Here is a 12227-nt window from a genome sequence, read left to right on the forward strand (position 1 = left end):
AACTGCCTCTGGTTTTTTATTTTATAACGTAGTATTTTCGGTTAAACTTAAAAGTCTTACGGATATACAATTACTGTTTTTCCTTCAACCTTAAATTTTATATTATTAAGCTCAAGTACTTTTAATACTTCAGACAAATTTTTGTTTCTAAACGTACCGCCATTGAATCGAACATCAGATACATCCCCGCGATATTCTGCTTTAATTCCGTACCAGCGTTCCAATTGTTTCATTACTGATTTCAAATCGGCATTATCAAATTTAAAACGGCCGTTTTTCCAAGCAATAGCCGTTTCCGGATCAACTTCTCTAACTTTGATTTTAGAAAAACTCTCAGAAACATCAGACTGCTGTCCGGGTTTTAAAATTGTTTTTTGATTTTTGCTCGTTACCGCTACACTTCCTTCCAATAAAGTGGTTTTTACAACAGATTCATTGGCGTAAGCATGAACATTAAAATGGGTTCCTAATACTTCAATAGACTGATTATCTGATTTTACGATAAAAGGTTTGTTTTTATTTTTGGCCACTTCAAAATAAGCTTCTCCTTCTAACTCCACAATTCTTTTATCTCCGTTAAATTGTGTTGGATATTTAAGAGACGAAACGGCATTTAGATATACTTTCGTTCCGTCTGCCAAAACAATATTATATTGACCGCCTGTAGGTGTCGAAAGCGTATTGAAAGAGTTATCCTCTTTTGAGCCCGCCGCATTTGGATTTATGATATAGGTTATTTCACCATTTGCATTCATCTTAATGGTAACTTCTTCTTTATCGCCTTCGTGAGCAATGGTATCTTTTTCTGAAATATTGGCCAGAACAATTTGTTTACCGTTAGAAAGTGTCAGGATTCCTCTGGTTCCGCCAGGCGCAATTTCATTTTGTTTTTCGACAACCTGAATTTGTTTTTCTTTTTCTTTTGATTTGGTAAAGTAAAATATTCCCGTACCCAAGAATAAAGCTATAGAGGCTGCAGCCACAACACGAGGCCAAATGCTGATTACTTTGGTTTCTTGATGTAATGGCAGTTTCGATTCCAGATATTCGTAACTATTTTCAAGTTCATACTCGCTTAGCTGTAATTTACTAGTAGACGCTTTTTTTAGATACCATGCATCTAGTTGATCTTTATCTTCATGTGATAAAGTGCCATTTTTGTATTTTTGAAGCAGCTCTAAGATTTCAGTTTCTTTCATATATACAACACGAAATTTTGTCCCGTTTTTAAGTAAGACAGTTATATATGGCTTTTGTCATAGACAAAACCGAAAAAAAATTAAAAAAAATATTATTATATCATTAACAAATCCGGCACAATGTTAGTTTCTGTTTATTAATGAGCGCATTAAGAGTAAATTCTATCACAAAAATTAACAAAAACCTTTATAATAATTCACCATACAAAAACACCCATCAAAGATTTGAGTTTTTCCCGCAGAATTTTAAGCGAATTATATACTTGCTGCTTGGCTGTTTTATCTGTAATATTTAATTGAAGTGCGATTTCATCATATGAAAGTTCTTCTACTTTTCTTAATAGAAAAACTTCTCGCATTTTTTCGGGAAGTAAAGCAATTTCTTTTGCAATAATGGCTTCCAATTCTTTTTCGCGAAGATTAGAATCAGCAAAAACATAATCTTGTTCGATAAAATCGGAAATGGAATCAGCATATCGCGAAACCACTTTTTCATGTGCGATATGATTAAGAACTCTGTTTTTAACCGCTTTATATAAATAAGAAGAAAGAGATCCTGTAACGGCCAATTCATGACGTTTGTTCCAGATGGTCAAAAAAACCTCCTGAACTACATCGTTAGCCTCATCTTGATTTTCAAGAATTTTATAGGCATGATTAATTAAGATTTTAGAATATCTTTTAAAAATTTCTGTATACGCCAGCTGGTCATCTTTCTTAAGAAGATCTAATAAAATATGATCAGCATATTCGCTATAAACAGGCATTAATGGAAGGAGTTGAGAATCAAAAACGCAATATTAAACATTTTTTATGTTAAAAGCTAAAAGATGACACTGTTACTCAAGGCTGGAATATCTGGGATCTGACCTCATTTTTATATCTAACTGTATATTCTGCGCCGTTCTTCCGGATAATCCTTCCTAAAATAACAGGCAAATTTTTATTATAAATCCCTGCAGTGCTTGTAAGAGTTACTTTGCCAAAGAATTAGGCAGTAGTATTTTAGTATTGATTATTATGATCTAACAGATAACAAAAAGAGCTGTTAACAGACAGCTCTTTTTGATTCAAAACTAAGTTTTGCTACTTTTTCTTTTGATTTACATTGTTTTTTTTATCAGCATCTTTCTGCTTTGGTGATGAGTTCGTATAAGTAGATCCATCTTCTGCACTTTCACCCGGACCACTTCCAGAACCGGTATTTCCTGATACGGTTGCATCTGTTCCGGAATTACTTCCCGCTGCAGGAGTTTTTGTATCATTATCTGAAGGTGCAGGATTTGGTCCCGATGCGCTTCCTGACCCTGTATTAGGACTTCCTTCGCTGTTTGCTCCAGAAGCATCTAAACTAGTGCTGTCCTGAACTTTTGTACTATCTAAAGGAACCTGAGTCGTTTCGATTTCATCGCTGTATCCGTCTTTATTGTTTTTGCACGAAAATAAAAGGCTGGTAAAAAGTAAGACAACGGCTATTTTGGATAACGTTTTCATAATTATAAGTTTTTGAATTTACAATCTTCAAATTTATTATAACCATTTCCCAACTCTTTACACAATTCCTGTAATATTTTATAATCAGCACCTTAAGTATTCTAAATCGTATCTAAACTATTTGTGAGATTAACAAAAGTGCTATAAAGAAAACCATCGTAAATACCATTAAATTGATGATTCGGTCTTTATTCTGCATAGATTTATTTGAAACATATAACTTTGTAATCTCCTTGCTTCTTGTTTTATTTACTTTCATTTTTAATGTTTTGCGTTTATACTAATTTGTATAAGCAAAAAACAAATGGTATGCCAAAGCCTTTAAAACAAAACAAATAACTCATTATCAAATAAATATAAAATACAAATTAGGTTTCATTTATAGAACCCTATCAAAATGATAAGAGCTGCGATTCAAAATGAAAGGGATAATGCCTTCAAATTTTTCAATACTTTAACTCGTCTTATTTTAGTATTACAGATTGCACAATAAAACTTTGTATCAAAATATTGCTTCTTCCAAAAATTCAATCACTTCACCATTCGGGCTGTATACCAAACTATTGGCAACCGTAACGAAACGGCTTTTTGAATGCAGCTCTAAAACTTCTTTTGCTGAAAGGGGTTTTGCTCCATTTGCAATTGCCTCTTGATAAGCTTCCTGAGCATCATTAACCGTAAAACACAAATGCATTATGGAATTCTGAACATATTCTTCTCCTCGTTGATGTTTTCGTCCCTGCGAAGGAAAATCAGCATCTTGATCGCATATTTCTATGTAACAATCAAAATACTTGTTGCGCATCATGACACATTGTTTTAAATTAAATTCGGGAAGACTCCAGGAATGTGCGATTTCAAAATGAAGGCTTTGATAGAATTTTAAAGTTGCCTGAAAATCTTGTGCTTTGATTGCGAAATGATGAAATCCTTTGATTATAACTGCCATTTTATCTATTTTTGAAAGACAAATATAAGCCATGCAAGTCGTTCCAGATTCTGCTTACAAAATTGTTAGTTATGCGAAAACCTACTTCTACCAACCTCGAAAACGAAATCAATCTAACGAACTTCTGCAACGGATCCAGAGCATTACTTTTAATCAATGGACGATGGAAACTTCCTGTTTTGTTTTTTCTGCTGAACAATAATACTGGAACATTTTCTGATTTTATCAAACTTCTTCCTGACGTAAGCGACCGAATGCTGGCACTTCATCTTAAAGAAATGATTTCTGATGATCTTATTGTTAAAAAGAAAAATGGAACATCACTGACCTATTATTTAACAGATAAGGGAATTTCTTTAAAACCTGTATTAAATTCTCTAGCCGACTGGAATACCAATTAGACTTTAATTTAAACAAGGTAACTGCAATACATTCGCATTTAATGGCTGCTCAATTTTTCGCTCCAGTTTTTCATTATTAATCGTAATGTAGACTTCCATAGAACCCGTCCCCACTTTGAGCGCCAGGATATGACCGCCGTAAGCATCAAATTTATCATCGGTTGCCACTCCATGAATATGTAATGAAGGTTTTCCTCCGCTCCATGCTATTGATCCGGTTAAACTTCCCATTTCGACTTTATTGAACGTTTTTGGATTAAATTTCTTTTGGCTGAAATCATAAAAGCCAAATGTTACTTCCTGTGCAAAACCTATTCCTGTAAAATTAGCAGATGGAATTTGTTGTTCACTTACCAGACTTTCAATTAACGCCAGAACATTATCTCCTTCTCGCATCACCATTAAATATCCGTTGGCGGTTTTAGTATATCGGCATTTTTGATTGTTGTCTTTCTGCTGGGCATTTATTATATGTTTTCCAAGAATAAGTAATAGTGTTATAATGATTTTTTTTGATGATAATGACATATTTATAGGGGTTTTAAATTTAAGATTTGATGTAAAGTACAGCAATCAATTTATATTGATATAACGTGACTTTGAGAAGTTTTTTATCTGTTCAGACCTTATAAATTTAAGGAAAATTTAATCAATTCTTCATCAGCATCCTCTCAAAAAAAATCCATAACAAGAGAGAATCTTTTAAATCGCTCAAAGAAAGAGCTTTTAGAAGTCTAATCGTTATGGATTTTAACATTATGTAAGCTTAGTCATTACCTGGCAGTGTTGAGCTGTGTAAGAGGTTTAATTTTCCTTTTAAACAGCATCTGCCATTTATCACATATTGTAATAGATTTTTTTAATAAACAAAATCACCATTGTGGTTTTATTTATTCCGGGCCTATTTAATGTTTACACAAACTATAGCGCATCCCAGGACGCACTTGGATAATAAATAGAACTTGTTACAGGAGAGGTCCAGTAATTTTGACTGCCGCCACGGAAGGTGTGCAGACTTACTGCATTAACATTTCGCTTAGAATCGTTAGTCACCCAGCGAATTTTTTGATTTAATATCTCTGTACCATTTACATAATATTTGACATATCCATCAGTATTGGATCCCGTATTTAACTTAACTGATATCTGACAGTTATAAGTCACGCCTTCTTGTATATAGTATTTTTTTCCAAAATCATTACCAAATTGTCCCGGCTGATCTTTGTAATAAACATAAGGCTGTAAATAAGCACCGCTTCCTTTTGCAGTATTTGAACCGCTTGGGCAATACCACATAAATCTTGCGCTGCCGCCATTTCCATCCCATGCTGCATCGCCTCCGGTATTTTGATCACCAATCAGGATTCCGTAGCCGCATTTACCGCCTCTGCTCCAATAAAATCCTGAATTAAATCTCATCGTGAACCAAACAGTGTAAACACCTGTTGACCAAACGCCATACGATGTGCATAAACCGCCGGGACACGATAATGTATTGGTCTGCAATGTTATGGTTCTTGCTCCGGTACTGCCTTTTGCCGTGCTTCCAGTTGAGATGGTTTCTTTCTCAACGATTTGAGGCACTTCTTTTTCAGTGTTTTGCAGTTCATTTACATCTTGTTCCTTTTCACAGGAATTGAATACTAATGCTGTAATAAATAACAAACTTGTTAATTTTAAGATTTTTTTCATTTTTAAAACTTTTAAGGTTATTAAACAATTGATAGTTAAATAAATAATAGATAGTGATTAGTAATTGACAATGTAAAGTTGATTAATAATAATTTGCATCAGGAGAAATAAAGTCCGTTTTTACGTACACAAAAATCCAGCTTCTGTATTTATATAGGCACAATTGACAAGTTTATATTGAGATGCGTCTTTCCTTTTTCTTTTACTTAAAAATTAACAGTCAATCTCTAGTCAAAAAAAATCACTATTTTTAGTACACATTCATTCTTTTACTATGACGAATAAATCAGAACTCCGCAGTTTTATTTTTAGACATCTTGACGGCCTGGCAGCTGCTCCGGTTGCAATAGCATTAAAAAACCATGCTGTTTTAGAATTTATACTAAACAAAAAAGAAGTACAATTAACCGAACTGGCAAGTGTATTTAAAGCCAATGAAGGTTATTTGAATGTTGGTTTGAGAATTTTAGCTTCTCAGGGATTTTTGAATTACAAAGTCAATAACAATACACAGGAAATTACAATTTCAGTAAATGAAAAAACAGAAATTGCTTTTTCAATGTTTCATCTTTATGAAGATGTTGTTGATTTGCTTCAGTTTTCTATTCAGTTTCATTCACGTCTATTTGATGATGCACCTTTTCAAAAACTGAATCTTATTCTTGAAAAATATAAAAACAGATACGGAATTAAACCATCTGATGACCAACTGACGAATACCATTCAGGAGCAGATTTTACAACATATAGAAGGCTATTTGATTGGTCCAACGATAGTACGCCTGGCAATGAACGGAATGTTTCATAAATATTTTATGGAGACTTCTTTCAGACCGGAAGAGTTTCATAAATCTCCTGAAAATTTTAAAAAAATACTGGACTTTTTTGTACATCTTGGATGGTTTCTGGAAAAAAACGGCAATTACCAATTTACAGAAGTAGGTTTGTTTTTTGCAAAAAGAGCCAGTGCTTATGGCGTAACGGTTTCTTATTTACCCACATTTGCCAAAATTGAAGAACTAATTTTTAGAGATCCAACCGTTTTAAGAATGATTGCCGATGGTGAAAACGAAATTCATGTTGATCGTGAAATGAATGTTTGGGGAAGCGGAGGAGCTCACGATACCTATTTTAAAGTCGTTGACGAGATTATTGTCAGGCTCTTTAATCTTCCTATTGAAGAACAGCCAAAGGGAATTCTTGATATGGGATGCGGTAATGGCGCTTTCCTCCAGCATATTTTTGAAGTCATCGACAGACAGACTTTACGAGGAAAAATGCTCGATGAATATCCTTTATTTTTGGTTGGAGCCGATTATAATCAAGCTGCTCTGAAAGTAACGAGAGCTAATCTTATAAAAGCTGATATTTGGGCAAAAGTAATCTGGGGAGATATTGGCCGTCCCGATTTGCTTTCGAATGATTTGCAAGAGAATTACAATATTGACCTGAAAGATTTACTGAATGTGAGGACTTTTTTAGATCACAACCGAATTTGGAGCGATCCGAAACATATTAACAAAAACAGAATCAGCAAATCTACCGGAGCCTTTGCTTATAGAGGAAAAAGAATCAGCAATAATTTTGTAGAAGATAATCTACTGGAACATTTACAAAAATGGTCGCCTTATGTGCGTAAATTTGGCTTGCTATTGATTGAACTGCATACCATAAATCCAAAACTGGCAGCAGATAATGTTGGTAAAACGCCTGCAACAGCGTATGATGCCACTCATGGTTTTTCTGACCAATATATCGTTGAAATAGAAGTTTTTAACGAAGTGGCCGCAGAAGCAGGATTATTTCCTGATCCATCCATTTTTAAACGATTTCCAGATTCTGATATTGCTACCGTCAGCATTAATTTACTAAAAGGGAATTAAAACCTCATTTAAATAAAATTCTAAAAAGTAAAAACCCATTTCAATAGAAATGGGTTTTTACTTTTTAACCTAATGTATCATAGTTAATTACCTGAAAATTTATGATCACTTAACGTTTTCATGAATGTAATAAGATTCTCTTTTTCTTCTTCGTTCAACGGAATTCTTTTATCATTATTTTTAAAAATCGGATCTAAATTATCCGCATCCAGAACACCATTATCAAAATAATCCAAAACCGATCTCAATGTTGCAAACTGCCCAAAACTTCCATAAGGAGCTGTATACTCAATATTTCTTAATGTTGGAACACGAAAACTCATAAAATCAGCAGGAATACCTGTAACTCTGCCCCGACCGGCTTCATTGGTATCTGTATTTATAGGAAAACCAATATTTCTAAAACTCTGATCTGTAAACAATTCCGTAGCGTGACAGCTTGCACATTTTTGCTGAAAGGTTTGATAGCCTTTTAATTCATTTTCTGAGAAAGATGCCTCATTTCGCTTTACTTTATCATATTTACTGTCTGCAGAAATTAACGTGTATTCAAATTGTGCGATACTTTTATAAATTCTGTCAGGCGTGATATTTTCATCTCCAAAAGCTTTTCTGAACAAATCCTTGTAAACTGCATCGTCTTTAATTTTGCCAATAACTTCCAAAATAGAAGAATCCATTTCTTCATGTGTTATAATGGGAACCAATGGCTGATTTTCTAATTGGAGTTTACTTCCGTCCCAATTGTAAAACTTCATAAAAGCTAAATTTTGAATAGATGGCGTATTTCTAAGTCCTACTCTGCCTTCAATTCCAATTGCTTTAGGGTTATGATCTGAAAAAGCATTTTCCTGAATATGACAACTGGAGCAGGAAATAGTATTGTCTGCACTAAATCTTTTTTCAGAAAACAATTTTTCCCCTAATTCCACACCATATTTAGTGGGTTTATTTTCGTTTACAAAAGCATTCAATTCCGGAAAACCAGATGGAATGTTGAGCGAAATTTCAGGATTATCAATAGAGATCATATCAGAATCATCGCTGCTACAAGACGTAACAAACAATAAAAGCAATATGAAACCAGTTATTTTTTTCATTTTAAATGAATTTAAACAGAACCGCTTAAGTTTTTAAAATCAAACGGTTCTGCAATATGAATTTAGTTTTCTACACTAGAAACAGAAAACATTCCTGAAATGTCGCTCGATCCGTTTCCGCCCAAATTATCTACAAATTTTACCATTTGGGCTGCGGTGTGAATGTTTGGTGTTGCGTTATCGCTCATTCCTGTTCCTGTTGAAAGGGTAATCGTATTTATTTTACCACTTAATAATTTATCAAAATCGGCTTTAATTTTAATTTTAGGAGCTGCGCTTCCCACAACTGCATTTGCTGTCAGGTTTAAAGTTATATCTCTATACGCATTTACTCCTTGTGTATAAGCACCTTCTTTTCCTTCAACAGTACTTCCTGTGTGAATAGACATCGTTTTATTATCAGTATCATAAAAACCTTCTACTTTTGTAAAACGGTAACCGCTTCCCCATTCCCACATCATTGAAGTATCATTAGCTCCGGCTGCTGCATAAAAATTTGGGAATCTTACCTGATCTAAAGTATTTTGCTCTGGTTTTATACCCAAACCAAATTTAATCTGCTTATAAGCCGCAGATGGCACATTGCTCAAAACATAACTCAAAGAAGCTGTTTTTGCCTGATCGATTACTGCTGCACCTTTATCTAAATCATTAACGTTATAAGGAACTTCATCTCCATTGTCTTTTACCAGACGAATATTACTGATTACATATTTCAATTCCGAAAAATGATGTACTTGTCCCGATGCTGAAGTATTGGCTGTTGCCGAAGCTGAAGCCGCATTTCCTAAAACAATTGTGGTGTTTTTGAAAGTATTATTGAATTCTAACGTTAGATTGTTCGCTGCAGGATTGTCATCATCGCTTGAACACGATACAAATGCCAAAGAGGCAATAGATAATAAAAGGTATTTTGTTATATTTTGCATTTTGTATTAATTTAATTTTTATACTGTTTGACTCAAAAAGAGGCAATTAATTTAAACACACAGAAACATAGATTATATTGATTTAATTAAGATTAAAATAAGACAAATTACTATGTGTATAAATACAAGTGAAACGCCTTTAAAAGCTCCAAAAATCTATGTTTCTAAATATTTAAATTAACTACATTCGATGAGTTTTCTAATTTATTAACTGAGTCGAAGAAACAATTTATAAATAGGCGGCGGTACAAAAATTTCCAGACAAGGTTCTGTTTGACCTGTCTCTTTGTAAATCAATACTTTTTTGGAATTTAGTTCTCTTATAATGTCAAATGAAAATTCAGTTTCCGAAGTCAAAATAATATCAATGTTTTTACTAATGCTCGTCAGTTGTAAATCTCTGTTATTATCTGATTTTTCCAGTTCTGTCTTTAAATGACATTTACCATGACATTGGAGTTCGGGTTTGGCTTTGTTGACACAAAACTCTTGTTCAATATTTTGTTGATTCAGTTTAAAGTGTACAATAATCAATGCCTGCTGGAAAGAAACCAGCAGAAACAGCATTGTCATTGTGATACTAAAAACTTTTCTCATTGTATTAGAAGTTGAATTTTAAAGAAGTGAAAATATTACGTCCCATTCTTGGAATATTTCCCCAATCGGCATACGTGCTGTAATATTCATTTAATAAATTCTCTGCTCCAACCTGAACAACGGTTTTTACTTTATTGATTTTAAAAGAATAATTGGCTGAAATATTCCAGATAGTGTAAGCCGATGTCAAATCTTCTCCATATTCCGGACTATAATTAATCTGTTCGAAATCACCATTAACAGAAGTCTGGATTCCGAAATCTTTATACATATAATGAAGTGAAGTCTGATAACTCAGCGGACGAATAAAAGGCAGATTTCCCTCTTTATTATCCATTCCGCGTGCATAAGTTACCGTTCCTTTCCAATGTAAATGCTCCAGAATATCATAACTCACATTCATAGACATATTCAAAAGCGTTGCGTAATCTAATGAAGTATAACCTTTTACTCCTACAGACTGGTAATTCATCGGACTTCCCATACTTAGAATCCTTCCAATGATGTAATTCTCAATATAGAAGTAATTGATTTTTCCCTGAATACTTAATTTTTCGTTTTTAAAACCTGCGCTTGCATTTCCTTCATACGAAATTTCATTTTTCAAATTAGGATTTCCGATGTAATCGTAACGGTCAAAACTATTATAGATGTAATATCCGTAACCTTCAGAAACAGAAGGCGCTCTGTGTCCGTAACCCGTTCCGACAGAAAAATTAAAATGATCAATATCCAGATTGTAACCTGCATGAAGGCTCGGCAAAAATCTTGTTTTTTCCTGCGGTGCTCCCGGATGAAAAATCCAGTTGAATTCTACATATTTAGAGTAATTGTAATTTACGCCCAAAGAGCCGCCCAGATTCACCTGACTTTTCTCTGAAATATCCCAGGAATTATTCATCGAAAGTCCTGCATAACGTGTTGTTACCCAAGGCCAGCTGTAAGCAAACATGGTTCTTTTGCTTCTGTCCTGCGGATACATTCTCATTTCGGCAATAGACAAATTATCGTAAGCATTCAATTGAATTTCAGATGAATAACTGTTCTTTTTTAGATTGGCTTTAGAAACTAAACCATACGTTGTACTCCAGCCCGGCATATCCATATGAACCAGATTTTCAGGACGCGTCGTATCATCCATATAATGCTCTATGGCGTTGAAATAAATTTTTGAATCAATTACTTTTACTAAACCCTCTTCAAATAATTGTTTGTATGATGCTGATGTAATTAAGGCACGGGAAAGTGATAAATCCATTGGCAAAGCCGGATAACCCACATCTTTTGCCATATCAAAAATCGCGTCTACTCGTACCGATGATAAATCAGTTGTTTTATATGCAAAACCTAATGACGTATTGAACTTTTTGTATTGTGAATGTTTTACTTCGTCATCATTTCCGTCGTAATAATCATCTGCTTTTCGATACGAAATACTTCCTTCGGCAACAAATTTTTCGCCTGAATAAGCCACATTTCCAAGATTGAAAAACTGTTTGTTATTGAATTCAAATCCACTTTGGTACGCTCCATTCCATTTTTTGGCTAAACCAAACGGGGTACTTTTTCTTTTTAAATCAATACTTCCGGCCACAGTTGCGCCGTGAAGACTTCCTTCCTGTCCTGATTTTATATCAATTGTCGAAAGATTATTGCTTTCTACATACGATGTAATGGGGTCCATTTTATCCGTACAGGCGCCAAAAACGTGCATTCCGTCAATCGTAACCGTTGAGCGTTCTGTACTCATGTTGTTCAACAAAGGTTCCCAGGCATAAGCACCGCGTTTTATAAAACTGATATTATCCGATGATGATAGAAATTCATCTACAGAAACGGCCATTTTCATTTCAGTTTCAATTTTCTTTTTCGCTGCATTTTTTACTGTTACTTCTTCTAAGTTTTTGATGCTGTCGTGGTGCGCGTGCGTATTTTGCGCTGTTGCAGACATTCCTAAAAAAAGTAACATTAGTATATATTTCAT

General features: G+C 34.0%; 12 protein-coding genes. 2 read left to right on the forward strand and 10 right to left on the reverse strand.

What is annotated here, in order from left to right; genetic code table 11:
* Positions 1–56 precede the first annotated feature (56 nt).
* The 4 genes from L1276_RS02310 to L1276_RS02325 form a co-directional block, all read right to left on the reverse strand.
* Positions 57–1199 (reverse strand): FecR family protein, encoded by a 1143-nt coding sequence (locus tag L1276_RS02310; protein WP_253785057.1) that lies wholly within the window; start codon positions 1197–1199, stop codon positions 57–59.
* 197 nt (positions 1200–1396) lie between these two features.
* On the reverse strand, positions 1397–1966 hold the full coding sequence (locus L1276_RS02315; RefSeq protein ID WP_253785059.1) for an RNA polymerase sigma factor: 570 nt from the start codon (positions 1964–1966) through the stop codon (positions 1397–1399).
* A 319-nt stretch (positions 1967–2285) separates the two neighbouring features.
* Positions 2286–2693 (reverse strand): hypothetical protein, encoded by a 408-nt coding sequence (locus L1276_RS02320; RefSeq protein WP_253785061.1) that lies wholly within the window; start codon positions 2691–2693, stop codon positions 2286–2288.
* Positions 2694–3195: 502 nt separating this feature from the next.
* On the reverse strand, positions 3196–3642 hold the full coding sequence (locus L1276_RS02325) for a VOC family protein (RefSeq protein WP_253785063.1): 447 nt from the start codon (positions 3640–3642) through the stop codon (positions 3196–3198).
* A gap of 71 nt (positions 3643–3713) precedes the next feature.
* Between L1276_RS02325 and L1276_RS02330 the strand changes: the two genes are divergently transcribed.
* A complete protein-coding gene (locus L1276_RS02330; protein WP_253785065.1) occupies positions 3714–4043 on the forward strand; it encodes a helix-turn-helix domain-containing protein in 330 nt (109 codons plus the stop codon).
* Positions 4044–4046: 3 nt separating this feature from the next.
* Here the strand turns inward: L1276_RS02330 and L1276_RS02335 are convergent, their stop codons facing one another.
* Complete coding sequence (locus L1276_RS02335; protein WP_253785067.1) at positions 4047–4571, reverse strand: PPC domain-containing DNA-binding protein; 525 nt, start codon at positions 4569–4571, stop codon at positions 4047–4049.
* A gap of 393 nt (positions 4572–4964) precedes the next feature.
* Entirely contained in the window at positions 4965–5735 is a 771-nt protein-coding gene (locus L1276_RS02340; protein WP_253785068.1) for a polysaccharide lyase, read from the reverse strand.
* Between the two features lie 274 nt (positions 5736–6009).
* Here L1276_RS02340 and L1276_RS02345 point away from each other — a divergent pair, with 274 nt between their 5' ends.
* The gene (locus tag L1276_RS02345) at positions 6010–7617 is read left to right on the forward strand and encodes a class I SAM-dependent methyltransferase (RefSeq protein ID WP_253785070.1); all 1608 of its coding nucleotides are present in this window, start codon (positions 6010–6012) and stop codon (positions 7615–7617) included.
* A gap of 83 nt (positions 7618–7700) precedes the next feature.
* Here the strand turns inward: L1276_RS02345 and L1276_RS02350 are convergent, their stop codons facing one another.
* The 4 genes from L1276_RS02350 to L1276_RS02365 all read right to left on the reverse strand — a co-directional run bounded on the left by L1276_RS02350 (position 7701) and on the right by L1276_RS02365 (position 12227).
* Positions 7701–8717, reverse strand: a complete 1017-nt coding sequence (locus L1276_RS02350) for a cytochrome-c peroxidase (RefSeq protein ID WP_253785072.1) — start codon at positions 8715–8717, stop codon at positions 7701–7703.
* Between the two features lie 62 nt (positions 8718–8779).
* Positions 8780–9646 carry an MbnP family protein gene (locus L1276_RS02355; RefSeq protein WP_253785074.1) on the reverse strand — a complete coding sequence of 289 codons (867 nt, stop codon included), beginning with the start codon at positions 9644–9646 and terminating at the stop codon, positions 8780–8782.
* A 207-nt stretch (positions 9647–9853) separates the two neighbouring features.
* Positions 9854–10243, reverse strand: a complete 390-nt coding sequence (locus L1276_RS02360) for a hypothetical protein (protein WP_253785076.1) — start codon at positions 10241–10243, stop codon at positions 9854–9856.
* A 4-nt stretch (positions 10244–10247) separates the two neighbouring features.
* A complete protein-coding gene (locus L1276_RS02365) occupies positions 10248–12227 on the reverse strand; it encodes a TonB-dependent siderophore receptor (RefSeq protein ID WP_253785078.1) in 1980 nt (659 codons plus the stop codon).

This window comes from Flavobacterium sp. HSC-32F16, from assembly GCF_024171645.1.
In the GTDB taxonomy this organism is placed as follows: Bacteria; Bacteroidota; Bacteroidia; order Flavobacteriales; family Flavobacteriaceae; genus Flavobacterium.

Bases quoted from the DNA above. Each gene is read 5' to 3' on its own strand.
- L1276_RS02355 (WP_253785074.1), bottom strand. From the start codon at position 9,646: ATGCAAAATATAACAAAATACCTTTTATTATCTATTGCCTCTTTGGCA.
- L1276_RS02320 (WP_253785061.1), bottom strand. From the start codon at position 2,693: ATGAAAACGTTATCCAAAATAGCCGTTGTCTTACTTTTTACCAGCCTT.
- L1276_RS02310 (WP_253785057.1), bottom strand. From the start codon at position 1,199: ATGAAAGAAACTGAAATCTTAGAGCTGCTTCAAAAATACAAAAATGGC.
- L1276_RS02365 (WP_253785078.1), bottom strand. From the start codon at position 12,227: ATGAAATATATACTAATGTTACTTTTTTTAGGAATGTCTGCAACAGCG.
- L1276_RS02335 (WP_253785067.1), bottom strand. From the start codon at position 4,571: ATGTCATTATCATCAAAAAAAATCATTATAACACTATTACTTATTCTT.
- L1276_RS02330 (WP_253785065.1), top strand. From the start codon at position 3,714: ATGCGAAAACCTACTTCTACCAACCTCGAAAACGAAATCAATCTAACG.
- L1276_RS02325 (WP_253785063.1), bottom strand. From the start codon at position 3,642: ATGGCAGTTATAATCAAAGGATTTCATCATTTCGCAATCAAAGCACAA.
- L1276_RS02350 (WP_253785072.1), bottom strand. From the start codon at position 8,717: ATGAAAAAAATAACTGGTTTCATATTGCTTTTATTGTTTGTTACGTCT.
- L1276_RS02345 (WP_253785070.1), top strand. From the start codon at position 6,010: ATGACGAATAAATCAGAACTCCGCAGTTTTATTTTTAGACATCTTGAC.
- L1276_RS02340 (WP_253785068.1), bottom strand. From the start codon at position 5,735: ATGAAAAAAATCTTAAAATTAACAAGTTTGTTATTTATTACAGCATTA.
- L1276_RS02360 (WP_253785076.1), bottom strand. From the start codon at position 10,243: ATGAGAAAAGTTTTTAGTATCACAATGACAATGCTGTTTCTGCTGGTT.
- L1276_RS02315 (WP_253785059.1), bottom strand. From the start codon at position 1,966: ATGCCTGTTTATAGCGAATATGCTGATCATATTTTATTAGATCTTCTT.